Consider the following 22,461-nt stretch of genomic DNA (forward strand, 5'->3'; position numbering starts at 1 on the left):
CGCACCGGCACGCCGGCCTCGTTGCGCAGCACCACGTTGCGGATGTCGTCCATCGAGCCCAGCTGGCCGGGTGCGCGGATCAGGTACTGCTCGCCGCGCCGCTCGATGTAGCCGGCGCCGACGTTGGCGTTGTTGCGCTCCAGCGCGCCGACCACGTCGGCCAGCGTCAGCCCGTGGGCCAGCAGCTGGCTCGGGTCCGGTGCGACCTGGTACGCCTTCGCGAACCCGCCGATCGAGTTGATCTCGGTCACGCCCGGCACGGTGCGCAGCTGCGGCTTGATGATCCAGTCCTGGATCTCGCGCAGGTCGGTCGGCGTGTACGGCTCGCCGTCCGGCTTGCGCGTGCCGTCCTGCGCCTCGACCGTCCACTGGTAGATCTCGCCGAGGCCGGTGGAGATCGGACCGATCGCCGGTGCCACCCCGGCGGGCAGCTGGTCGCGCGCGGCCTGGATCCGCTCGTTGACGAGTTGCCGCGCAAAGTAGAGGTCGGTGCCGTCCTGGAAGATCACGGTCACCTGCGACAGGCCGTAGCGCGACAGCGAGCGCGTCTGCTGCAGGCCGGGCAGGCCGGCCATCGCCGTCTCGATCGGGAAGGTGACGCGCTGCTCGGCTTCGAGCGGCGAGTAGCCGGGCGCGCCGGTGTTGATCTGCACCTGCACGTTGGTGATGTCGGGCACGGCGTCGATGGGCAGCTTCTGGTAGCTGAAGACGCCCAGCGCCGCCATGCCGAAGACGGCCAGCAGCACCAGCCATCGGTGCTCGATGGCGAAGCGGATGATGCGTTCGAACATGGATCGGCCTCTCAGTGTGCGTGGGTGGCCGATGCCTTGCCGGCCTCGGACTTGAGGACGAAGCTGCCGGTGGCGGCATGGCGCGCACCCGGCTGCAGTCCCTTCGTGATCTCGACGCGCTGGCCGTCGCTGCGGCCGGTCTGCACCGGTTGCGCGACGAAGCCCGCGGCGGTCTGCACGAACACCACGGACTCCGTCGCCGCCCCCTTGCCCAGCGTCTGGACCGCGTCCACCGACACGGTGACGGGCAGCGTCGCCTCGCTCGCCGTCATCTCGACGTTCACGAACAGCCCGGGCCGCCACAGCGAGCCCGGGTTGTCCATCACCACGCGCGCTTGTGCTGTGCGGGTCTGTTCACCGAGCAGCGGGCCGACCCACGCGATGCTGCCGTTCGCGACCTGGTCGAACGCGGACGCGCGGACCGCGACCTGGCTGCCCACGCGCAGCTGGGGGAGCGCGTTGGCCGGCACGTCGACCCGGGCCCAGACCGTGCGCAGGTCGGAGAGGGTGAAGACCTGGGCGTCTTCTTTCACCTGCTCGCCGAGTGCGATGTGCTTCTCGACGACCGTGCCGTCGAACGGGGCGCGCAGCTCGAAGCGGTTCAGGTTGCCCGTGCCATGGCCGGTGCCCCCGGCACCGACGGCCTGCAGTTTCTGGCGGGCGTTGTCGACGGCGATCTCGGCCTCGCGCAGTGCGTTCCCGGCCTGCAGCACATCCTGCTGCGGCGAGATCTTCTCTTCCCACAGCGTCTTCTCGCGCTCGTAGGTCGAGCGGGCGAGCTGGTGGCGGGCCTGTGCAGCCTGCAGCGCGGCGCGTTGCTCGGACACCGTCGGGCTGCTGATCACGGCCAGCACCTGGCCACGGCGCACCTGCTGGCCGAGGGCCACCGGCACCGCCTCGACGACGCCGGCGACCCGCGGGACGACGTGGGCCGTGCGGTCTTCGTTGAAGCGGATCTCGCCCGGCAGCTGCAGCACGCTGCGGATGAGGCCCGGACCGGCGGTGTCCACGCGGATGCCTGCGGCCTTCAGCTGTTCGGGCGACAGCGCGATCGCGCCCGCGCCGGCTTCTTCGCGGTGCTTGTCTCCGGCGTGTTCCCCGGCTTCTTCGTGCCCATGCTCATGGTCGTGGTCCTCCTCGGAGGCCGGCTTCGCGCGCTGCGTGCCCAGGATGGCGACCGCCCCCACGCTGCCGAGCACGAGCACCGCGGCGATGGCCGCCAGTTGCTTGCGGCCCACGCTGGCGCGCAGGCGCTCGACCCAGTTCGTCTTGCTGTTCATGTTCGATCTCACGGTTGGTGGCCCGCGGGCGGGCGATCGTTCGGGGTGCCGAGGCGGCGCTCGAGTTCGGCGGCGGCGCGGTGAACCTGGGCCAGCGCGCTGAAGTACTGGGTCCGCGCCTGCAGCAAGGTGCGCTGGGCGTCCAGCACGTCGAGGAAGCTGAACTTGCCGAGTTCGAAGCCGCGGCGGGTCGCGTCGTGGACGCCTTGCGCGGCGGGCAGCACCTCCTGCTTCAAGGCTTGCGCCTCGCTGGCGCGGGCCTGCAGCTGGTCGAGGGTCTGCAGCACCTCGGCGCGCAGCCGCTGCGCCTCGGCCTCGGCGAGTGCCTGGGCGGCATCGCGGCGGCGCAGCGCCTCGAGCTGCGCGCCGGTGTTGGAAYCGAACAGCGGCAGCGGGATCGACAGACCGATCATCGGTTGATTCCGGCCGGTCTCCGCCGCGCGCTTGGTCCCCAGGCTCACGGTCAGGTCGGGAATGCGGCGTGCGCGCTCCAGCTCGTAGGCGGCCTGGGCGTGCTGCACTTCACCCTGTGCACGGCGCAGCGCCGGGGACTGCGCGACACGCTCTGCGAGGGCTTGCGCATCGGGCGGCTGCGGCAGGGATTCCGGCTGGCCATCGAGTGGCGACGACGTGCCGTCGGCCGCACCCATCGCGAGGCCCAGCGCGCGTTGCGCGGCTTGCCGGTCGGCTTGCGCCTGGCGCAGTTCGATCCGCGCATTGGCCTCGGCGACGCGCGCGCGCGTTTCCTCGGTCGGCGAGACCTTGCCCGCCGTCACGCGGCGCGCCGCCGCGGCGGTGCCGCTGGCGGCGATCTCCGCGGATTGCTCCGCGACCTTCACGCGCTCCTGGGCGATCAGGGCCTCGAAGAACGCCTGGATGGTGCCGGCCCGCACGTCGGCCTGGCGCGACGCGAGGTCTGCCAGCGCCAGCTCGCGTGCGCTGCGGGCCAGCGCGATGCGGGCCGACCGCTTGCCGCCGAGCTCCAGCGCCTGGCTCAGCAGCACCGTCGTCGTGCGGGTGTCGCGGCGCGTGTCTTCCTGGTCGATGCCGAGGGTCGGGTTGGGCCGCGCGCCGGCCTGGTCGAGCGCGCCACGGCTGGCGTCGACCTCCGCCTCGGCGGCGCGAAGCACAGGGTTGTGGCGCAACGCGGTCTGCAGCGCGGCTTCCAGGGTCAGGGCAGGTGGGAGGGCAGGGGGAAGGGCCGGCGGCGAGGCCTGGCCGAATGCCAAGGGGGTGATCAGTGCCGCGCACAGCAGCGGCACGCAAGTTCTGCGCATCGAATACTCCGAGGGTTGCGAAAGGGCAGCCGGAAGGATTCGACGAGGGCAGCAGCGATCAGGTCAGGGAGAAGGTCGTGCCTGGAAAGGGGTGCGCTCGCCGAATCAGGCGAGGCACCAGTTGGGCCGTTCACGGCGGTCGGGGTCGCGCGTCTGCAGCGGTGGCACGCTGGCGTCCAGCGTCGGCGGGCCGGCCAGGGGCGCGATCGCGAACCCTTGCACCTGCAGCGGCTTGGCGGCGCTCAGCTGGCAGTAGCCGTAGTCGGCGTCGCCGAAGACCTTGGCGGCCTTCGTCGCGTCGGGGTCGGCTGCTTTCCGGGCCTGCTGGTGCTCGTCCTGGGCGCCCGGGTGCTCGTGTTCATGGTGGCCCATGTGGCGAGCGCTGGGGGCCTGTTCGTGCTGGCAATACGCCGCGGCCGCCGCCCAGGTGAACTGGAGCGGCAGCGTGACGAGCAGCAGAAGGGTCAGCCAGCGGCGCATGGCGGCGGAGTATAGGGGTGGCAAAACAAGGCGTGGGGAAACAGGACTAGGGCGCAGTGCCTCGGCTCAGGGTGACGGCGAGGGCGTCCACAGACGAACGATCGCCGAACAGCTTCTTGCGCTCGTTCAGCAGGGTGTCGCGCACAGCCTTCCTCCGCGGCGCTTCCTTGCACAGGCGCTCGACGCAGTCCACGTAGCGATCGGCCGACGAGGCAACCCACTCGTCCAGGCCGATCTGCCGCAGGATGGCGCTGGCGAATCGTCCGCGCAGGTGATCGCCTTCCCAGGCCACGATCGGCGTGCCCCGCTCGACCGCCTGCATCGCGGTGTTGAAGCCGGAAAAGCCGACGCTGTCGAGGAACACGTCGGCCCGGTCCAGCCAGCCGAAGAAGGCGGCCTGGCTCTGCCACGGCACGAATCGCACGCACGCGTCGAAATCCACCTGTGCGGCTTCGAATGCCGCGCGAAGACGCTGTTCGAACAAGCGGGCCAACGGCGCATTGGCCACGCTGAAGAAGACGAGCTTGCAGGGCCGGCATTGCTGCGCGATCCGCACCCACAGCGGGTCGTCATGGGGCGCGTACTTGAAGGGCGTGCCCGCGCACAACAGCAGCTTGTCCTGCGGCGAGATGTTCCATGCCGAGAGATCCACGGCGACGGGCGCGGTGCCGAACGGCTCGTAGCAGCAGCCGAGGCCCGGCAGGCGGATCAAGGTCTCGGTGTAGTGGGCGTCGGCAGTGTCCGGCTCGAACGCCTGCGCACTGAGGTAGCCGTCGATGGTCGGCAGGCCCGTCGTCAGCGGGTGCCCCCAGCTGGCCAGCTGCTGCGGCGCCAGGCGCAGGGCCGCCAGGCGCAAGGTGACCGAGTCCATGCTGATCTCGGGATAGAGCAGCGTGTCGAGCTGGCTGTCGGAGATCGCCTTCGCCCAGTTCGTCCACGCGCCCAGGCCGTGGTGGAACCTGGCCACCCGGCGCGCGGCCCATTCGGTCTCGGTGTCGCGCACGCTTCCGGTGTGAAAGACGTGCAGTTCGAACTGCGCGGGGTCCAGGTGGGCGATCCATCCGCGCACGATGGCGCGCCACACCGAATGGCTGTGCACGTGGGCCGAGACGATGCCGATGCGGCGTTTCGATGCGGGCCGCGCTGCCACGGCAGGCACGCCCACCTTGCGGGCCCAACCGGCCATCAGCGTGGTGCACAGCTTGCCGTAGTCGGCCAGCCGCTCGCGGTGGTCGCCGGGAACATAGGCGAGGTAGAACGGCTGCTGCGCGCCGACCGCCAGGTGGCCTTCGGCCTGGGGGCGGGCGCGGAACCAGCTCTTCAGCTTGCCGAGTTCGTGGCCGAAGTTCTCTGCGCCGGCCCGTTGTTCCTCGTCGGTCTGGGGCACGGCCGGCAACTGGGCCATCGCAAAGCCCCAGCGCGCGCGCACATGGTTCGTGTCCTGGCGGAAGGCGGCCTGGTAGGCCTTGCGCGCCTCTGGCGCATTGCCCGTGCCCATCAACGCATTGCCCAGCCAGTAGTGCGCCTCCGCCTGGGAGGGCGCCGCCGCCAACGAGCGCTGCAACGCATCGGCCGCTTCCGACCACCGGCCCTGGTCGATCCGCAGCAGGCCCAGGTTGAACGAGGCCTGTGCCAGTGCGGGGTCGAGGCGCACGGCACGCTCGAGGAAGGTGGCGGCTTCGTCGGCTTTTCCCTGGTCCTTCAGCAGCGCACCCAGGTTGCACAGCGCCCCGGCGTGCTCGGGCTGGAGGGCGAGTGCGCGGCGATAGTGGCGCTCGACCTCCTGCTGCTTGTCGCGCTCGCCCAGCAGGAGGGTGCCGAGCTGGAAATGGGCTTGCGCATCGGCGGGCTCGGCCGCTGCCGCCGCGGTGAAATGAAGCAGGGCTTCCTTCGGCTTGCGGTTCGCCAGGGCCATCAGGCCGAGCTGCACCCAGGGAGCGCTCCAGCCCGGGCGCAGTTCAGCGGCGCGTTGAAACGCCGGGCCGGCCTGGGCGGGGCGCTTGCAGGCCAGGCAGGCGAGTCCCGCGGCATGCTGCAGCGCGGCGTCGGCAGGCGCCTGCGCTGTCGCCTGTTGCAGCAGCCGGTGGGCTTCCTGCGGATGCCCTTCCTTGAGCGCGATCAGGCCCAGCGCATGCAGCGCGGTGGTGTTGCCGGCGTCCAGCGCCAGCGCAGCCTGGGCGGACTGCCGGGCTTCCGCCAGGTATCCGGCCTCGTACAGCGCCAGCGGGCCCTCGAGGAGGGACGGCGGGGGCGGTGGTGGCGGAGGAGGTGCCGCGAGCCCCGTCGACGTGCCGGCGTGGGCGGGGGCGGGGGCGTGAGTGGAGGCGTGAGTGGAGGCGTCAGCGGGCTCCGGTGCGGCGGCGTCGGACAGGGTCTTGAGTCTGGAGCGCAGCCAGCGAAGCATGGCTTACAGCGAACTCGACGACCGCAGCGCCATCAGCTTGACCACGTCGCGCGCCAGCGAGGCGCTGAAATCCTCGGGGTAGCCCATGCCTTCGAGCACCGCTTGCAGCTTCGTGCCCAGCTTGGCTTTCTGGTAGATGTTCAGCGGCGTCGAACGGGCCAGGTTCTGCACGGCGAGGCGGATGCGCTGGTCGAGTTGCTCGCGTCGCTTTTCGGCCTGCTTCGAACTGTCGTTGACCTTCTCCGGCGGGAAAGACTTCCGGAGTTCCGCGGCCACCTTGGCTGCGAAGGCGTCCACCGCAGTGGTGTCGAAGAATTTTGCGAACATGGGGCCAGTCGGGCGGCGCGTGATGATCCGCTGGAGTGTGCCATTGAACGCGCCCGGCATCTCCAGCGCGCGGTCGCGTCGACAGGCCTCGTGATCACCGGGCCAGCAGCGCCTGCACCTCTTCGTCAGTGATCTGCGGGAACGCCTCGTACCAGCACCCCACGGCGTGGAACGGCTCGGGCCGGGTGGCGCAGGCGATGTCGTCCGCTTCGCCGCGCAAGGCCTCGCAGCTGTCGTGCGCGCCGGTGGGCACGGCGATCACCAGCCGCGCCGGCGCCCTCATGCGCAGCGCCCGCGCCGCGGCCCGCATCGTTGCGCCGGTGGCCAGGCCGTCGTCGACCAGCAGCACGGTGCGCCGGGCCACCTCCAGCGGCGGCCGGCCGTTGCGGTAGAGCCGTTCGCGCCGCGCCAGCTCCTGCGTTTCGGCTTGCGTCACCGCGTCGATCTGCGCGGCCGTGAGCGACAGCATGCGCAGCAGACTGTCGTTCATCACGCGCACGCCGCCGCTCGCGATCGCGCCCATCGCCAGTTCTTCATGCCCGGGCACGCCGAGCTTTCGCACGACGAACACATCGAGCGGCAGCCCGAGCGCCCGCGCGACCGCATGCCCCACCGGCACGCCGCCGCGCGGCAGCGCGAGCACCAGCGCGTCGGGGCGGCCGCGGTAGGCCGACAGGCGCCTCGCGAGCACCTGCCCCGCATCGCGGCGGTCGTGGAACAACGGCTCCTGCATCGACGACTCCTTCGTCAGCAGGGACTGTGCCGCTGCTTCACTTCTTCTGCCAGACCTTCACGTAGTCGACCTCCATGCTGACCGGGAAGATCGTGTCGTCGACCGCGCCGCCCATGTCGCCGCCGATCGCCAGGTTCAGCAGCAGGTACTGCGGCTTGTCGAACGGCCAGCTCGCGCTGCCCTGGTGCTTGTTGACGTAGGTGTGGAAGGGCTTGTTGTCGACGCCGATCACCAGGCTCTCGGGCGTCCAGGTCAGCTGGTAGTTGTGGAAGGCGCTGCAGGCGTCGGCGATCTTCGTCTCGCCGCCGTCGCCGAAGGTGCCGGCCGTCGACGTGGTGTGGATCGTGCCCTCGATCGCGGTCGGGTTCTTGCCGACCTGCTCCATGATGTCGATCTCGCCGCCGGCCGGCCAGTCGCCGGTGGTGCCCAGCATCCAGATCGCCGGCCAGGTGCCGCGCCCGCACGGCAGCTTGGCGCGGATCTCGAAGAAGCCGTAGGTCCAGCTCGCCTTGCCGTTGGTGATCAGGCGCGCCGAGCTGTAGTCCTGGCCGCCGTAGTCCTTGGCGGTGGTCAGGCGTTCCTTGCGCGCGGTGATCACCAGCTTGCCGTCGCTGATCTTCGAGTTCTCGGTGCGCGCGACCGCGTAGTACTGCAGCTCGTTGTTGTACCAGCCGGTCGCGTTGGCCTCGGTGTCGTAGACCCACTTGCCGGCATCAGGCAGCGTGCCGGTGTCGAACTCGTCGGACCAGACGAGTGTGTAGCCGGCGGGTGCGTTGCTCGGCGCTGGAGCAGGGGCCGGGGCGGGCGCCGGTGCCGGTGCCGGCGAAGGCGAAGGCGAAGGCGAAGGCGCGGGAGCGGGAGCGGGTGATGGCGACGGTGCAGGTGCCGGTGATGGGGCAGGCGCAGGTGATGGCACCGGCGCAGGCGATGGTGCCCCGCTGACCGGCGTCGGTGCCGCCGCATCGTCGCTGCCGCCGCAGGCGGCCACCACCAGCACGCCGGCGCACAAGGCTGCCAGGCGGGCCATCGAATGGAGTCGTGTGTTGTTCATGGTCAAGGAAATTCCCTCCGGCCCGCAGCATGCCTCGTGCGGCGCCGCCCACCCGCAAGCATGGCGTGACGATCGCTACACGTTGTAGCTGCTCCCGTACCATGTGAGCGCCGAAGCCGCGCTCCATTAGTAAAAATGCCTGCCAAAGCCCCGCCGTCCGCCGAGCCCGCCCGCCGCGTCACGATGACCGATGTCGCGACGCAGGCCGCCGTGTCGCAGTCGACGGTCTCGCTGGTGCTCAACGGCATGACCGGCACCCAGCTGTCCGACGAGACCCGCGCCCGCGTGCTGCGCGTGGCCGCCGAACTCGGCTACCGGCTGCCCGACCGGCGCGGCACCGCGGCCGCTTCGGCGCGCGGCGGCCGAAGGCGCACGGCCACGGCTGYCACGCCGCTGATCCTCTACCTGGTCGACGAGATCTCCACCAGCCCGCACCCGGTGCTGTCGATCGACGGCGCGAAGGACGAGGCCTGGAGCCAGGGTGCACTGGTGGCAGTGTTCGCGACGCGCTCGAATGCCGGCATCGAGGCCGCCGTGCTGTCGACGATGCTGGCCAACCCGGCGCTGGTCGGTGTCGTCTACTCGACGATCTTCACGCGCCAGGTCAGCGTGCCGCCGCAGCTCGGCCGCGTGCCCACGGTGCTGCTGAACTGCAGCGAGGCGGAGCCTGCATCGGGCGGCGAGCCGCGCTTCTCGTCGGTCGAGCCGTCCGAGGTGCTGGGCGGCTTCGCCGCGACCGAGTGCCTGCTCGACGCCGGCCACCGACGCATCGCCTTCATCAACGGCGAACCGTGGATGGACGCCGCGCGCGACCGGCTGAAGGGCTACCGCCGTGCGCTCGCCAGCGCCGACATCGCCTACGACGCCGCGCTGGTGCGCGAGGGCGACTGGCATGTCGCCTCGGGCCATGACCACACGCTGTCGCTGATGAAGCAGCCGAAGGCGCCGACGGCGATCTTCTGTGCCAACGACCTGATGGCCGTCGGCTGCCTCGAGGCGCTGCGCGAGCTCGGCAAGCAGGTGCCGCGCGACGTGGCGGTGATCGGCTACGACGACCAGGAGATCGCGCGCCACACCAGCCCGCCGCTGACCACGCTGGTGCTGCCCAACTACGAGATGGGGCGGCTCGCGGTGGAGACGCTGCTGGCCCAGATCGCCGCGCCGGACGGTCGCCGCCGACGCGTCAAGGTCGATGGCCGGCTGGTCCTGAGGCAGACAGTCACGTGATCCCCGGATGCCAATCCGGGAAGCCCTTCGTCCTCACACGGCCTTACATCTGCGCAGTTGACGCGCGGTGGTCGCCGTGCGCCTAATATTAGTCAATTATTAGTGATGAGCCGTGCCCCTGGCACGAGCCGTCCGTCATCGAGCTGGCGCCGCAAACACCCGTTCCGAGGCAACAGAAGGAGACACGATGAACACCACCTACCGGCGATGGCTGGCGAGCCTGCTCGTCCCGTTGATCACCGCGGGTTGCGGCGGCGGCAGCGAATCCGCAGCCACCGACGTCCCGCAGCAGGCAAGCCCCTCCCACGAATCGGCCCAGGCCGTCAGCGCACGCCTGACGACGCCGTGGACCGCGGCCGCTCAGCAGGCCGCGGTGCCGCTGCCCGAGTACCCGCGCCCGCAGCTGACGCGCAGCGACTGGCTCAACCTCAACGGCACCTGGAGCTACAACGGCGGCAGCGCCGCGCCGAACGCCGACACCCCGCCGGCCACCGCGCCCGCCTTCCCGGCCAACCCGGAGCAGGTCAAGGTGCCGTACCCGGTGGAGTCCTACCTCTCCGGCATCCAGCGCATGAACGACCGCAACCTCTGGTACAAGCGCACGTTCACCGTGCCGGCCGGCTGGAGCGGCAAGCGCGTGAAGCTGAACTTCGGGGCGGTCGACCGCAAGGCCACCGTMTACGTCAACGGCCAGCAGGTCGGCCAGCACAGCGGCGGCTACGACGCGTTCAGCTTCGACATCACGCCCTGGCTGCGCAGCGGCAGCAACGACCTGGTCGTCGGCGCGTTCGATCCGACCACCGGCGACGACATGCTGGGCAAGCAGACGCTGAACCCCGGCGGCATCTTCTACACGCCGAGCTCCGGCATCTGGCAGACGGTGTGGCTGGAGCCGGTCGCGGCGCCGCACATCACGCGGCTCGACATGACGCCGGACGTGGCGAACAACCGGCTGCGCATGATCGTGCGCGGCAGCAACCTGGGTGGCACCTCGATCGAGGCCGTGGCCTCGACCGGTGGGGCCCAGGTGGGCACGGCCACCGGCCGCGGCGATGTCGAGTTCAGCGTGCCGGTGCCGAATGCGCACCTGTGGTCGCCCACCGATCCCTTCCTGTACGACCTGAAGGTCCGCGTGCGCAGCGGTGGCCACGTGGTCGACGAGGTCGGCAGCTACTTCGGCATGCGCTCGATCGCGATCGGCACTGTCAGCGGCGTGCCGCGTCCGCTGCTCAACGGCAAGTTCGTGTTCCAGTACGGCCCGCTCGACCAGGGCTTCTGGCCCGACGGCCTGTACACCGCGCCGACCGACGAGGCGCTGAAGTCCGACCTGGTGGCCATCAAGGACCTGGGCTTCAACATGGTCCGCAAGCACATCAAGGTCGAGCCGCAACGCTGGTTCTACTGGGCCGACAAGCTGGGCATCCTGGTCTGGCAGGACATGCCGCATGCCTGGGACGCCGAGAGCAGCGCCGCGGTGCGCGCCAAGGTGGAGGCCGAAGACCGCGAGATCGTCGACGAGCACCGTTCGTCGCCGTCGGTCGTCACCTGGGTCATCTTCAACGAGAGCTGGGGCGACTTCGACATGGTCCGCATGGCCGGCGTCTTCAAGGGCTGGGACCCGAGCCGCCTGATCGACACCCACTCGGGCATCAACTTCGCCCCAGGCGACCAGGGGGCTGGCGACCTGATCGACAACCACGACTACCCCGGCCCGAGTGCGCCGGCCTGGCAGCCGAACCGGCTGTCGGTGCTGGGCGAGTTCGGCGGCAACGGGCTGCGCGTGGACGGCCACATGTGGAACCCGGCCTCGACCTGCTGCTACACCCTCTACCCCGACTCGACGACGCTGACCAACGTCTACCTGCAACAGGTGGAAGGACTGCGCGAGCTGGTGTCTTCGCGCGGCCTGAGCGCGGCGGTGTACACCGAGATCTCGGACGTCGAGGACGAGTTGAACGGGTTCCTGACCTACGACCGCCAGGTCAGGAAGATGGACTTCGCGCAGGTCCGGGCGGCGCACCAGGCGCTGATCGACGGCGTGYCCTTCCTGCGGCGCGGCACCTCGTACTCGTTCCGTACCGTGACGCCGGGCGTGACCAACCGCTTCATCCGCCATGTCAACAGCCTCGGCGTGACCGAGGTGGTCGAGGCCGCCAGCAGCGAGCTGCTGAAGAAGGACACGTCGTGGAAGGTGGTCAACGGGCTGGGCGATGCGAGCTGCCTGTCCTTCGAGTCGGTCAACCAGCCGGGGCAGTTCCTGCGCCACCAGGCCTTGCGCCTGCGCATCGACCCGAACGACAACAGCGCGCTGTTCAAGGCCGACGCCACGTTCTGCGCCCGCAAGGCGCTGGACGGCAACGGTGGCGTCTCGCTGGAGTCGAAGAACAACCCGGGGTACTACATCCGGCATGCCAACGCGGAGGTCTGGCTGAACCCGTTCCAGGACACCGGCCTGTTCCGCGCCGATGCGTCGTGGTCGCCGCAGACCGGCTGGTGGCGCAGCAGCGTGGTGGTGGCGCCGAATACCGTGCATTCGCTGCGCGTGCTGACGCCGGGCTACGACAACCGCTACCTGCGTCACCAGGATGCGCTGGCCTTCACCGAGGTGGTGACGGCCGCGAGCGACAGCACGCTGAAGCTGGACGCGAGCTGGCGCCTGGTGCCGGGGCTGGCCGACGGCAGCTGCTACTCGTTCGAGTCGCGCAACTTCCCGGGCGAGTACCTGCGCCACAGCAACTCGCGGGTGCGGCGCGACGCGCTGCAGGCCGGCGACCTGTACCGTGCCGATGCCACCTTCTGCGCGCAGGGGGCGGCCGATGGCAGCGCGGGAACCCGCTTTGCGTCCTACAACTACCCGGGGCGCTACCTGCGCCATTACGCGGCCGAGGTGTGGATCGCCGACGGCATCGGCGGCTCGGCGTGGAACACGTCGGGCAGCTTCGATGCCGACACGCGGTGGGCGGTGGAGGCCCCGTGGGCGCCGTGACCTGACGGCACTGTCAGTTGACTGAAGCCGGGCCCGCTCTTGCAGCGGGCTCTTTTGCTTCATCTACACTGCCGACCCACCTTGAGAAGGAGCGGAACCCRCATGAAGCCGAAGCCGTTTTCGATGATCCGCGAGTTCCACCTGGCCGACTGGTTCACGCTCGGCAATGCCGTGTCCGGCACCGGCGCGCTGTTCTCGATGATGTCCTACCTCGCGACCGCGAACGTCGTGCACATCCACTTCGCCTGCGGGCTGGTGATCGCCGCGCTGGTGTTCGACATCCTCGACGGCCGCGTCGCGCGCTGGCGCCAGAAGGCGTCGGCGCTGGGCCGCGAGCTCGATTCGCTGGCCGACGTGATCTCGTTCGGCGTCGCGCCGGCGATCGTCGCCTACGGCTGCGGCATGCGCGGCCTGTACGACCGCATCGTGCTGGCGTACTTCGTCGCCTGCGGCGTGTCGCGACTCGCGCGCTACAACGTCACCGCCGAGGCGCTGTCGGACGACAGCGGCAAGGTCACGCACTTCGAGGGCACGCCGATCCCGACCTCGATCGTGCTGGTGCTGATGCTCGCGGCGGCCGCCTCGGCCGGCGCGCTCGGCCCGAACCTGTGGTTCGGCGAGGTGATGATCGGCGAACACTACTTCCACCCGCTGGTGCTGCTGTTCGGGCTCTCCGGCTCGCTGATGATCAGCCGGATCCGGATTCCGAAGCCCTGAAAGACCGGTTCAAGTGAGAACCTGGAGGCCGTGTTTGCGCACGATCGACAGCAGCTTGAGCGCCATGCCGCTGGGGCGTTTGGTGCCGGCCTCCCATTTCTGCACTGTCGATTCACTGGTGTTCAGGTAGAGCGCGAACACCGGTTGGCTGACATGGGCGCTTTCGCGGATCCGCTTGATCTGGATCGGGCTGATCGCTGACGGCGCCGACACGCAGGTTTCGTCGAACTGACGCATCGTCGCCTTGTCGATGGCTCCAATCTGTCTGAGCGCGGTCGCGGATTGATGGATGGCCTCGAAGGCATCGCTTTTGAACTTACGCTTTGTCGGCATTGCAAATCGGCGATGGGCGGCGTTGCAAGCTATCAAACCGCACGCGTTGTCGTGTCCTCATTTCCTTCACTTTCCTTGCCCTCGCTTCGCTTTTCTGCGCCGATTCATACCACTCAGCTCATGCGGCTCCAGGAAGAACGCCGCATTGCCCGCCACCCGCTCCACCACCAGGTCGATGAAGGCCCGCACTCGGGCCGGTTGCGCGATGCGGCTGCCGTAGTACAGGTACAGGCTCAGGTGCTCGGCCACATGCTCGGTCAGCACCGGCACCAGCTGGCCGCTGCGCACCAGTGGCGCGGCGGTCACGCCCACCAGCTGGCCGATCGCATGGCCTGACAGCACCGCGTTCGCCTCCAGCTCGACATCGTTGGTGCACAGCACCGGCGCGAAGTCGCGCGCGACGATCTCGGCACCGACCTTGAACTCCCACGGCATCACCTTGTTGTTCGACGGATGCCGGAAGCCGCTGCAGCGGTGGTGCGCCAGATCGTCGATGTGCCGCGGCGTGCCGTGCTTCGCCAGGTAGCCCGGCGTCGCGCACACCACCAGCTGCAGCGGAAACAGCCGGCGCGAGATCAAGCCGTCGGCCGGCGGCGTGCCGGCGCGGAAGCCGACGTCGACCCGGTCCTCGACCCAGTTGCCCAGGCGATCGTCCAGTTGCACGTCCGGCTCGATCTCGGGATGCCGCTCGCAGAACTCCGCCAGCACCGGCCACAGCACCGGCAGCATCAGCGAGCGCGTCGCGACGATGCGCAGCGGCCCGGCGATCTCGTCGCGCCCGCGCCGCGCACCGTGCAGCGCCCGCTGCAGCGTCGCCAGCCCCGGCTGCGCGGCATCGAGGAACTGCTGCCCTTCCTCGGTCAGGCTGAGCCGCCGTGTCGTGCGGTGGATCAGCCGCACCCCCAGGTGCGCCTCCAGCTGCGCCAGCGCCTGGCTGGCCGCCTGCGGCGTGATCGCCTGCGCCGTCGCGGCCTGGCGCAGGCTGCCCAGCTCGACCGCCTTGACGAAGGTGGCGATGGCGCGGAGTTCGTTGAAGGCCATGGTCGATTCTCACGATCTGCTTGCGGATCAATTCATCGATTGTGGGCTAGTTGAGTGGCAATCGCCTGCCTAAAGTTCGCTCACTCCATCACCTCCGCAAGGACATCGCCATGAGCTCCACTTCCTCCGATTTCAAGCGCGTCTGGTTCATCACCGGCGCGGCCCGCGGCATCGGCGCACGCATCGTCGAAGCGGCCCTCGCGCAGGGCGACGCCGTCGTCGCGACCTCGCGCGACGCCACGTCGCTGCAGCAGCGCTTCGGCGCGCAGCCCGGCCTGCTGGCGCTCGCGCTCGATGTCACGTCCGAGGCGCAGGCCGCGGCCGCTGCCGAGGCGGCGCTGGCCCGCTTCGGCCGCATCGACGTGCTGGTCAACAACGCCGGCTACGGCCTGCTCGGCGCGGTCGAGGAGGCCAGCGCCGACGAAGTGCGCCGCCTCTACGACACCAACGTGTTCGGGCTGCTGAACGTCACGCGTGCCGTGCTGCCGTCGATGYGCACGCGCCGCCGCGGCCACGTGATCAACATCTCGTCGCTCGGCGGCTACCGCTCGGGCGCCGGCTTCGGCGTCTACTGCTCGACCAAGTTCGCCGTCGAAGGGCTGACCGAGGCCCTGCATGCCGAGCTGCAACCGCTGGGCATCCATGCCACCGTGGTCGAGCCCGGCTACTTCCGCACCGAATTCCTCGAAGGCTCGTCGCTGGCGGTCTCGCCGCGCGTCCTCGACGACTACGCGCCGAGCTCGGGCCAGGTGCGCGAGGCCGCGAAGCGCATCAGCCTGAACCAGCCGGGCGACCCGCTGCGCCTGGCGCAGGCGATGCTCGCGCTGGTGGAGTCGGCGACGCCGCCGCTGCGGCTGCCGCTGGGCACCGACACGCTGCAGACGATCCGCGACAAGCACGCCTTCGTCGAGCGCGAGACGGCGGCGTGGGAGCGGCTGTCGGCGTCGACCGACTTCCCGAAAGGCACCTGAGCGGCAGCCAGGCGGCACTTGTCGGACACTGCGGCCTTCGCCACCCCGAAGGCCGCCATGGACCGCTCGCCCGCCACCCCCTGGACCATCGCCGTGATGGGCGCCGGCGCCGTCGGCTGCTACTTCGGCGGCATGCTGGCGCGCGCCGGCCACCGCGTGACGCTGATCGCGCGGCCGCAGCATGTGGAGGCCATCGCGCGCGACGGCCTGCGCATGCAGACGCGCAGCTTCGACGAGCACGTCCGCCTGCAGGCGAGCACCGATGTCGCGGCCGTGCAGGGCGCGCAGCTGGTGCTGTTCTGCGTGAAATCCACCGACACCGAATCGGCCGCCGAGGCGATGCGCCCGCACCTGTCGCCCGGGGCACTGGTGCTGACGCTGCAGAACGGCGTCGACAACGACGAGCGCGTGCGCAGTGTGCTGTCGACCGAGGTGGCCGCCAGCGTGGTCTACGTGGCCACCGAGATGGCCGGCCCGGGGCACCTGCTGCACCACGGCCGCGGCGACCTGGTGATCGCACCGAACAGCGTCGCGGCCGACCTCGTCGAGGTGCTGGCTGCCGCCGGCGTGCCGGCGACGATCTCCGACAACGTGCGTGGCGCGCTGTGGGCCAAGCTGATCCTGAACTGCGCCTACAACGCGATCTCGGCGATCGGGCGCGTGCCGTACGGCCGCTTCGTCGACCACCCCGGCGTGCCGCAGGTGATGCGCGACGTGGTCGCCGAATGCCTGGCGGTGGCGCAGGCCGAAGGCGTGCAGGTGCCGGGCGACGCGTGGGCGATGGTGCGCGGGCTGGCCGCGACGATGCCGGGCCAGTTCTCGTCGACCGCGCAGGACATGATGCGCGGCAAGCCGAGCGAGATCGACCACCTGAACGGGCTGGTCGTGCGGCGCGGCGAACGRCACGGCGTGCCGACGCCGGTCAACCGCGTGCTGCACACGCTGGTCACGCTGATCGAGGCCGAGGCTCGATCAGCGGCGGAACTCAGCTCGCGATCTGCTTGAACTTCGGATTGCGGACCACGTCCTCGATCAGCTTCTGCACGGCCGGGCCGAAGGCCTGGGCCACTTCCTGGCAGGCCTTGTCGGCGATGAAGCTGCCGGAGAACGGGAACTTCGACTGGGTCGAGAAGCTCTCGTTGCGGGCGTTCGAGACGACCAGCGTGAACGTCCAGTTGCCATCGCTGATGCCCGAGCTGAAATCGATCTGCTCCAGCTTGCCCGACAGTTTCAGGCTCGAATTCGGGTCGTACAGGCCGGCCAGCTTCAGCTCATCGATGAAGGCCTTCTCGATGTAGGTCTCGAAGCTCGGCTCGACCTTGACGGAGCCGGCGGCACGGCAGGAGATCGAGGCCTGGCCCGGCTTGGCCGCTTCGAACTTGGCAACCGAAACGGGCTTGATGCCGGTGGCTTTCAGCGCATCCACGTTCTTGACCGAGGCACCGTAGGGCGCAACATTGAAGGCACAACCGGTCATCAGGGCGGCCGCGGCGAGGAAGGGCAACAGGCGAAGGGACATGGCGCATTCCAAGTGGATGAAGCGGCGGATCATACGGAATGGCTGTCGGATAGCGAGACGAAACGCTGTCACGTCCATCACTTTGATGAGACGGAAGTCGCACTCGCTGCCGATGGATCGAAGCCGGTGGCCCGCAGCGAGGCAAGCGGCGCGAACAGCGGCTGCGGCAGCGCCCGCCAGTCGAACCACTGCCAGCCGTCGCACTTGCCCGGCTCCAGCGTCGCCGGTTCGCCGAGCGCGTGGCGCGCCAGCACGAACACCGTCAGGTAGTGCTGCTTGACCTCGTCGAACACATCACTGGTACAGGGGCCGCGTTCGCAGGCGCCGAGCGTGAGCCCGGTCTCTTCGAGCAGCTCGCGGCGCGCGCAGTCCTCGATCGATTCGCCGTACTCCAGCCGGCCGCCGGGAGCCGACCAGGTGCCCGCGCCGTGCGAGCCGCGCCGGCGGCCGAGCAGGACCTGGCCGTCGCGCAGCACGAGGATGCCCACCCCCACGCCGACCTGCGTCATCGCGCAAGCTCCTTCCGCGCGGTCCGGCCGACCAGCACCGGCTGGAACAGCACATCGTCGCGGCGCTGCACGTCGGCGAAGCCGGCTTCGCGCATCAGCGCGGTCAGCCGATCGATGCTCACCGCGTAGTAGCGGCTCGTCGCGACGCTGGTGGTGCAGCTGCCATCCGGCGCCTCGGTCGTCAGGTACAGGCGCAGGTCGTAGTGGTCGCCGTCCCACTCCCAGACCTGGACCGCGATGAACCGGCTGCCGTCGGCGCCCCGGCGCATGCCGTAGGGGTGCACGTCGGGCGTCTTGCGGACGATGGCAGCGTAGTCGCGCACCGAGATCACCAGGCAGCCACCCGGCCGCAGGCAGCGATGCGCCTGGCGAAAGCACGCCAGCAGGTCCTCGTCGTTCAGCAGGTGCGGCACGCTGTTGTCGCAGGCCAGCACGGCGGCCATCGAACCGCTGGCCACGCGGGCCAGCGTGCGCAGGTCGTCGACGCCGGCCTGCGCGACCAGCGAGCGCCGCTGCAGCTCGGCCTGCAAGCGCTCCACCGCGGCGGGCGAGATGTCCGACGCGATCACGCGGTGGCCGTGCGCCAGCAGCCCGAGCGTCTGCGTGCCGATGCCGCAGGCGGCGTCCAGCACCGGCGCACCCGGCTGCACGCCTTGTTCGGCCAGCAGCGCGGCGAGCGCCTGCCCTTGTTGCTGGATCGCGCCCTCCCAATCGCCGTACAGCAGGTGGTAGTGCGGTGCGAGGTGGTCGTAGAAGGAACTCGTCATTTCGGCAAATCATGCACGACATCGCACGCCGTGCCTTCCGGGCCGCGGCCGGCGCGCAGCATGTGAACCACAGGCACACCAGGAAGACCCGCCATGAGCATCACCGTCAGCGCCGCACCCTCTCCGCTTGCTTCGTACCGGTCGATCGGACCGATGCCCTTGCAGCCCGGCTCGTCCGCCTTCCAGGCGGCATCGATCGGTACGCTGCGGCGTCCGTCCGCCGAGCCCGCCATCGAGGCGCCGGGCGCGAAACCCGCCGAGCCGGCCGTCGACCACACGACGCGCAGCCCGGAACTCGTCGAGATGTTCGACTTCATGCTGCAGCAGCACATGCAGCTGCACAGCCAGAAGTCGCCGCTCGACGACGGCAAGTCCGAAGGCATTGCCGTCGAGCTCGCGCAGGACAAGGTCAGCGAGCAGCGCAACTACGCGAGCCACCCGCACCTGATGCTGGCCGTGTGATCAGTCGTTGATCAGCTTGGTGTCGTAGAACGACAGCGTTTCGTTGAAGCGCATGCACGACTTGCCGGTGACCGTCGGCGCCATCTCCTGGTCGTAGCGGTCCTGGAAGCGCGCGAACAGGCCGAGCGCGACGTCCTTGGCCTGCTCGGGCGTCACCTTGCCGGACGCCGAGGCGTGTTGCTCGATGCGCTTCAGCGAGCTCACCAGCAGCGAGGCATGCGATTTCTCCCAGCGCTTCTGCGCCGCCATCGACGGGTAGCCGAGCTTGTCGCACTGCTCCGCGCCCTTCATCGCGAACGCGAAGTGCATCAGGTTGCTCGCGGCATCCTTCTCCGTCATCGCCAGCGTGGCGCCGGCGGCCCCTTGCAGCACCACCGCCACGGCCAGCGTGCGCGCATCGATCAGTTTCACGGGTGGACCTCCCTGTCCGCAACCTTGCGCCGCGATGGTAGCGCTGCCAGGGGGCTGTGCGCCTTCCCCTAGAATGCGAACCATTCTTGTTTGCGCAGCCTGAGATCCCCATGAACCGTTGTACGCCGATCGCCTGCGCCGCCGCGCTGGCCTGCCTGATGCCCGCCGTGCAGGCCCAGACCGCTGCGGCCGCCCCCGCAGCGCCCGAGGCTGCGGCCAGTGCGCCGGTGACGACGCTGCCGACCGTCAACATCAGCGCGAGCGCCGATGCCTCGGCCGCCGGCCTGAGCAAGCCATACGCGGGCGGCCAGGTGGCGCGCGGCGGCCGGGCCGGGATCCTCGGCACGCGCGACAACATGGAGACGCCGGTCAGCATCACCAGCTACACCAACGACCTGATCCAGGACCGCCAGGCGCGCAGCGTCGGCGAGGTGCTGCAGAACGATCCGGGCGTGCGCATGGCGCGCGGCTTCGGCAATTTCCAGGAGGCGTATTTCATCCGCGGCTTCCTGCTGAACTCCGACGATGTGGCCTACAACGGCCTCTACAGCCTGCTGCCGCGCCAGTACATCGCCACCGAGTTGTTCGAGCGCGTGGAGGTCCTGCGCGGTGCCTCCGCCTTCCTGAGCGGAGCGAACCCCAGTGGCACCGGCATCGGCGGCTCGATCAACCTGCTGCCCAAGCGCGCCACCAACGAGCCGCTGACCCGCGTGACGCTCAGTGGCGGCAGTGGCGAACAGGGCAACCTGGCCGCCGACGTGTCGCGCCGCTTCGGCCCCGACAACGCCACCGGCATCCGGGTCAACGCGGCCTGGCGCAACGGCGGCACCGGCATCGACGACGAGAAGGCCAAGACCGGGCTGACCGCCGTCGGGCTCGACTGGCACAGCCGCGATGTGCGCCTCTCCGGCGACATCGGCTACCAGGACAACCAGCTCAAGCGCACCCGCACCAACGTCTCGCTGGCCGCCGATGCCACCGCGATCCCGGATGCGCCGGACTCGACGTCGAATTTCGCCCAGCCGTGGTCGTATTCGAACGAGCGCGACCTGTTCGGCACGCTGCGCGGCGAATGGGACCTGGGTGCCGACGTCACCGCGTGGGCCGCGTACGGCCTGCGCCGCAGCGACGAATCGAACTCGCTGGCCAACCTCAGCGTGACCGATGCGAGCGGCGCGGCCACGACCTCGCGCTTCGACAACACGCGCGAGGACAAGGTCGATACCGGCGAGCTCGGCGTGCGCGGCACGCTGCGCACCGGCCCGGTCGGGCACGAATGGGTGGCCTCGTACACGGCGTTCCGCCTCGTGAAGAAGAACGCCTACGCCTGGGACTTCTTCAACACGCTGGACACCAACCTCTACACGCCGACCGCGTACGCGCAGCCGGAGTTCACGGCCGGGGCCTTCCGCGGCAACGACCTGGCCTCGCCGAACGAGACGGGCCGCTCGAAGCTGAGCAGCTTCGCGATCGGCGACACGCTGTCGATGCTGGACGACACCCTGCTGGTCACGCTCGGCGTGCGCCACCAGAAGCTGGACATCAGCGACTACGGCTACAACACCGACCCGGCCGATGACACGCGGTACGACGAGAGCCGCAACAGCCCGATGCTGGGCGTGGTCTACAAGCTCGGCAAGCAGTTCTCCGTGTATGCGAACCATGTCGAAGGCCTCACGCAGGGCAACACGCTGCCGGGCGTCAACGGCGGCCCGCCGGTGACGCTGGAGCCGTATGTGTCGAAGCAGAACGAGATCGGCCTGAAGTACGACGGTGGCCGCTTCGGCGGCAGCCTGGCGCTCTTCGCGACGAAGAAGCCGCGCCCGGTGGCCACGCAGAACAGCGTGGAGGGCGAAGACCGCCACCAGGGGGTCGAACTGAGCTTCTTCGGTGAAGCGATGCCGGGCCTCAAGCTGCTCGGCGGCCTGACGCTGCTGAACGCGAAGCAGAAGAACACCGGCGATGCCACGACCGAGGGCCGGTACGTGATCGGCGTGCCCAGGAGCCAGGGCACCGTGGGCGCCGAATGGGCGGTGCCGGGCGTCGAAGGCCTGGCGCTGGACAGCCGCATCGTCTACACCGGCAACCGCTTCGCGAACTCCACCAACACGCTGCTGCTGCCGTCCTGGACCCGCGTGGACCTGGGCGCGCGCTGGATGGTCAACGTGCAGGATCGCCTGGTGACGCTGCGCGCGCGCGTCGACAACGTGACCGACAAGTCGTACTGGGCTTCGGCGGGCGGCTACCCCGAGAACGGCTACCTCGTGGTCGGCGCGCCCCGCACCTTCGTGCTCAGCGCCAGCGTCGATTTCTGACCATGCTGAGCGCCAACGCCCTGAAGACCTGGTCGTGGTGGCACAAGTGGAGCAGCCTCGTCTGCACCGCGTTCATGCTGCTGCTGTGCCTGACCGGCCTGCCGTTGATCTTCCACCATGAGATCGACCACCTCACCGGCGGCGAGATCGAGGCGCCGGAGATGCCGGCCGACACGCCGCGCGCCAGCCTCGACACGGTGCTGGCCTCGGCGCGGGCGCTCTACCCGGATCGCATCGTGCAGTTCGCGTCGCAGCCCGAGGACGACGACCGCCTGTGGCACGTCACGCTGACGCCGACGCCCGCGCCGACGCAGGACTTCAAGTCGATCGCGGTCGATGCGCGCACCGGCGCCGTGCTCGGCGAGGTGCCGGTCAACACCGGCTTCATGAGCCTCATGCTGCGGCTGCACGTCGACCTGTTCGCCGGGCTGCCGGGCAAGCTGTTCCTCGGCGCGATGGGCCTGCTGCTGCTGGTGGCGATCGTCTCGGGGCTGGTGCTGTACGCGCCCTTCATGCGCAAGCTGCGCTTCGGCGAGGTGCGCCGTGAGCGCTCGGCGCGCGTCAAGTGGCTGGACCTGCACAACCTGCTGGGCATCGTCACGCTGGTGTGGGCGCTGGTCGTCGGCGCCACCGGCATGATCAACACCTGGGCCGACCTGCTGATCAAGCTGTGGCAGTACGACGCGCTGACCACGCTGCTCGCGCCCTGGCAGGGCCAGCCGCTGGTCGAGGAGGGCGCCCGCGCGCCGACGCAGCGCATGCTGGTCGCCGCGAAGGCGCAGGCGCCGCACATGCGGGTCGGCTTCATCGCGTTCCCGGGCACCGGCTTCTCGAGCCCGCACCACCACACCTTCTTCATG

At 69.7% G+C, this 22,461-nt stretch carries 22 protein-coding genes; 8 read left to right on the forward strand and 14 right to left on the reverse strand.

The genetic code is table 11. From position 1 onward, the window contains the following. The 8 genes from AC1D01_RS01510 to AC1D01_RS01545 form a co-directional block, all read right to left on the reverse strand. Positions 1-791 (reverse strand): efflux RND transporter permease subunit (locus tag AC1D01_RS01510; protein ID WP_477864351.1); only part of this gene is annotated, 791 nt, incomplete at its 3' end. A gap of 11 nt (positions 792-802) precedes the next feature. Next, complete coding sequence (locus tag AC1D01_RS01515) at positions 803-2,071, reverse strand: efflux RND transporter periplasmic adaptor subunit (protein WP_477864352.1); 1,269 nt, start codon at positions 2,069-2,071, stop codon at positions 803-805. 8 nt (positions 2,072-2,079) lie between these two features. Further along, positions 2,080-3,348, reverse strand: coding sequence for a TolC family protein (locus tag AC1D01_RS01520; protein WP_477864353.1), 1,269 nt, complete (start codon positions 3,346-3,348; stop codon positions 2,080-2,082). Between the two features lie 105 nt (positions 3,349-3,453). Then, positions 3,454-3,828 (reverse strand): hypothetical protein, encoded by a 375-nt coding sequence (locus AC1D01_RS01525; RefSeq protein WP_477864354.1) that lies wholly within the window; start codon positions 3,826-3,828, stop codon positions 3,454-3,456. Positions 3,829-3,874: 46 nt separating this feature from the next. After that, positions 3,875-6,232 (reverse strand): tetratricopeptide repeat protein, encoded by a 2,358-nt coding sequence (locus tag AC1D01_RS01530; RefSeq protein WP_477864355.1) that lies wholly within the window; start codon positions 6,230-6,232, stop codon positions 3,875-3,877. A gap of 3 nt (positions 6,233-6,235) precedes the next feature. Then, positions 6,236-6,619 (reverse strand): ribonuclease H family protein, encoded by a 384-nt coding sequence (locus AC1D01_RS01535; protein WP_477864356.1) that lies wholly within the window; start codon positions 6,617-6,619, stop codon positions 6,236-6,238. Between the two features lie 34 nt (positions 6,620-6,653). After that, positions 6,654-7,292, reverse strand: coding sequence for a phosphoribosyltransferase (locus AC1D01_RS01540; RefSeq protein ID WP_477864357.1), 639 nt, complete (start codon positions 7,290-7,292; stop codon positions 6,654-6,656). Between the two features lie 37 nt (positions 7,293-7,329). Next, a complete protein-coding gene (locus AC1D01_RS01545; RefSeq protein ID WP_477864358.1) occupies positions 7,330-8,343 on the reverse strand; it encodes a glycoside hydrolase family 16 protein in 1,014 nt (337 codons plus the stop codon). A gap of 135 nt (positions 8,344-8,478) precedes the next feature. On the opposite strand from AC1D01_RS01545, the gene AC1D01_RS01550 reads away from it, so the two are divergent. The 3 genes from AC1D01_RS01550 (at position 8,479) to pssA (ending at position 13,273) form a co-directional block, all read left to right on the forward strand. Beyond that, positions 8,479-9,570 (forward strand): LacI family DNA-binding transcriptional regulator, encoded by a 1,092-nt coding sequence (locus AC1D01_RS01550; protein ID WP_477864359.1) that lies wholly within the window; start codon positions 8,479-8,481, stop codon positions 9,568-9,570. 187 nt (positions 9,571-9,757) lie between these two features. Then, positions 9,758-12,556, forward strand: coding sequence for an AbfB domain-containing protein (locus AC1D01_RS01555; RefSeq protein WP_477864360.1), 2,799 nt, complete (start codon positions 9,758-9,760; stop codon positions 12,554-12,556). Positions 12,557-12,658: 102 nt separating this feature from the next. Beyond that, a complete protein-coding gene (gene pssA, locus AC1D01_RS01560; RefSeq protein ID WP_477864361.1) occupies positions 12,659-13,273 on the forward strand; it encodes a CDP-diacylglycerol--serine O-phosphatidyltransferase in 615 nt (204 codons plus the stop codon). Positions 13,274-13,282: 9 nt separating this feature from the next. On the opposite strand, the gene AC1D01_RS01565 is transcribed toward pssA, so the two are convergent. Continuing rightward, positions 13,283-13,606 carry a helix-turn-helix domain-containing protein gene (locus tag AC1D01_RS01565; protein WP_477864362.1) on the reverse strand — a complete coding sequence of 108 codons (324 nt, stop codon included), beginning with the start codon at positions 13,604-13,606 and terminating at the stop codon, positions 13,283-13,285. A gap of 66 nt (positions 13,607-13,672) precedes the next feature. After that, positions 13,673-14,647 carry a LysR family transcriptional regulator gene (locus AC1D01_RS01570; RefSeq protein WP_477864363.1) on the reverse strand — a complete coding sequence of 325 codons (975 nt, stop codon included), beginning with the start codon at positions 14,645-14,647 and terminating at the stop codon, positions 13,673-13,675. 110 nt (positions 14,648-14,757) lie between these two features. Between AC1D01_RS01570 and AC1D01_RS01575 the strand changes: the two genes are divergently transcribed. Together AC1D01_RS01575 and AC1D01_RS01580 are read left to right on the forward strand one after the other, a co-directional pair. Continuing rightward, positions 14,758-15,618, forward strand: coding sequence for an oxidoreductase (locus tag AC1D01_RS01575; protein WP_477864364.1), 861 nt, complete (start codon positions 14,758-14,760; stop codon positions 15,616-15,618). Positions 15,619-15,675: 57 nt separating this feature from the next. Next, positions 15,676-16,623, forward strand: coding sequence for a ketopantoate reductase family protein (locus tag AC1D01_RS01580; RefSeq protein ID WP_477864365.1), 948 nt, complete (start codon positions 15,676-15,678; stop codon positions 16,621-16,623). Here AC1D01_RS01580 and AC1D01_RS01585 read toward each other — a convergent pair. The 3 genes from AC1D01_RS01585 to AC1D01_RS01595 all read right to left on the reverse strand — a co-directional run bounded on the left by AC1D01_RS01585 (position 16,604) and on the right by AC1D01_RS01595 (position 18,413). Continuing rightward, entirely contained in the window at positions 16,604-17,137 is a 534-nt protein-coding gene (locus AC1D01_RS01585) for a hypothetical protein (protein ID WP_477864366.1), read from the reverse strand. The genes AC1D01_RS01580 and AC1D01_RS01585 overlap by 20 nt on opposite strands. Positions 17,138-17,214: 77 nt before the next feature. After that, complete coding sequence (locus tag AC1D01_RS01590; protein WP_477864367.1) at positions 17,215-17,646, reverse strand: nucleotide triphosphate diphosphatase NUDT15; 432 nt, start codon at positions 17,644-17,646, stop codon at positions 17,215-17,217. Beyond that, entirely contained in the window at positions 17,643-18,413 is a 771-nt protein-coding gene (locus AC1D01_RS01595; RefSeq protein ID WP_477864368.1) for a class I SAM-dependent DNA methyltransferase, read from the reverse strand. The genes AC1D01_RS01590 and AC1D01_RS01595 overlap by 4 nt, the downstream gene beginning before the upstream one ends. A gap of 93 nt (positions 18,414-18,506) precedes the next feature. On the opposite strand from AC1D01_RS01595, the gene AC1D01_RS01600 reads away from it, so the two are divergent. Next, complete coding sequence (locus tag AC1D01_RS01600) at positions 18,507-18,875, forward strand: hypothetical protein (RefSeq protein ID WP_477864369.1); 369 nt, start codon at positions 18,507-18,509, stop codon at positions 18,873-18,875. Here AC1D01_RS01600 and AC1D01_RS01605 read toward each other — a convergent pair whose 3' ends face one another. Then, the gene (locus AC1D01_RS01605) at positions 18,876-19,286 is read right to left on the reverse strand and encodes a hypothetical protein (RefSeq protein ID WP_477864370.1); all 411 of its coding nucleotides are present in this window, start codon (positions 19,284-19,286) and stop codon (positions 18,876-18,878) included. A gap of 110 nt (positions 19,287-19,396) precedes the next feature. On the opposite strand from AC1D01_RS01605, the gene AC1D01_RS01610 reads away from it, so the two are divergent. Together AC1D01_RS01610 and AC1D01_RS01615 are read left to right on the forward strand one after the other, a co-directional pair. Continuing rightward, entirely contained in the window at positions 19,397-21,601 is a 2,205-nt protein-coding gene (locus AC1D01_RS01610; RefSeq protein WP_477864371.1) for a TonB-dependent receptor, read from the forward strand. Positions 21,602-21,603: 2 nt separating this feature from the next. Continuing rightward, positions 21,604-22,461: PepSY-associated TM helix domain-containing protein (locus tag AC1D01_RS01615; RefSeq protein ID WP_477864372.1), on the forward strand; the 858-nt coding region annotated here is incomplete at its 3' end.

It is taken from the genome of Rhizobacter sp. P3_B12 (assembly GCF_056402895.1).

What these genes read in the sequence shown, in the direction of transcription:
- AC1D01_RS01515 (WP_477864352.1), bottom strand. Translation starts at nt 2,071, where the DNA reads ATGAACAGCAAGACGAACTGGGTCGAGCGCCTGCGCGCCAGCGTGGGC.
- AC1D01_RS01525 (WP_477864354.1), bottom strand. Translation starts at nt 3,828, where the DNA reads ATGCGCCGCTGGCTGACCCTTCTGCTGCTCGTCACGCTGCCGCTCCAG.
- AC1D01_RS01530 (WP_477864355.1), bottom strand. Translation starts at nt 6,232, where the DNA reads ATGCTTCGCTGGCTGCGCTCCAGACTCAAGACCCTGTCCGACGCCGCC.
- AC1D01_RS01535 (WP_477864356.1), bottom strand. Translation starts at nt 6,619, where the DNA reads ATGCCGGGCGCGTTCAATGGCACACTCCAGCGGATCATCACGCGCCGC.
- AC1D01_RS01540 (WP_477864357.1), bottom strand. Translation starts at nt 7,292, where the DNA reads ATGCAGGAGCCGTTGTTCCACGACCGCCGCGATGCGGGGCAGGTGCTC.
- AC1D01_RS01545 (WP_477864358.1), bottom strand. Translation starts at nt 8,343, where the DNA reads ATGAACAACACACGACTCCATTCGATGGCCCGCCTGGCAGCCTTGTGC.
- pssA (WP_477864361.1), top strand. Translation starts at nt 12,659, where the DNA reads ATGAAGCCGAAGCCGTTTTCGATGATCCGCGAGTTCCACCTGGCCGAC.
- AC1D01_RS01565 (WP_477864362.1), bottom strand. Translation starts at nt 13,606, where the DNA reads ATGCCGACAAAGCGTAAGTTCAAAAGCGATGCCTTCGAGGCCATCCAT.
- AC1D01_RS01570 (WP_477864363.1), bottom strand. Translation starts at nt 14,647, where the DNA reads ATGGCCTTCAACGAACTCCGCGCCATCGCCACCTTCGTCAAGGCGGTC.
- AC1D01_RS01585 (WP_477864366.1), bottom strand. Translation starts at nt 17,137, where the DNA reads ATGTCCCTTCGCCTGTTGCCCTTCCTCGCCGCGGCCGCCCTGATGACC.
- AC1D01_RS01590 (WP_477864367.1), bottom strand. Translation starts at nt 17,646, where the DNA reads ATGACGCAGGTCGGCGTGGGGGTGGGCATCCTCGTGCTGCGCGACGGC.
- AC1D01_RS01595 (WP_477864368.1), bottom strand. Translation starts at nt 18,413, where the DNA reads ATGACGAGTTCCTTCTACGACCACCTCGCACCGCACTACCACCTGCTG.
- AC1D01_RS01600 (WP_477864369.1), top strand. Translation starts at nt 18,507, where the DNA reads ATGAGCATCACCGTCAGCGCCGCACCCTCTCCGCTTGCTTCGTACCGG.
- AC1D01_RS01610 (WP_477864371.1), top strand. Translation starts at nt 19,397, where the DNA reads ATGAACCGTTGTACGCCGATCGCCTGCGCCGCCGCGCTGGCCTGCCTG.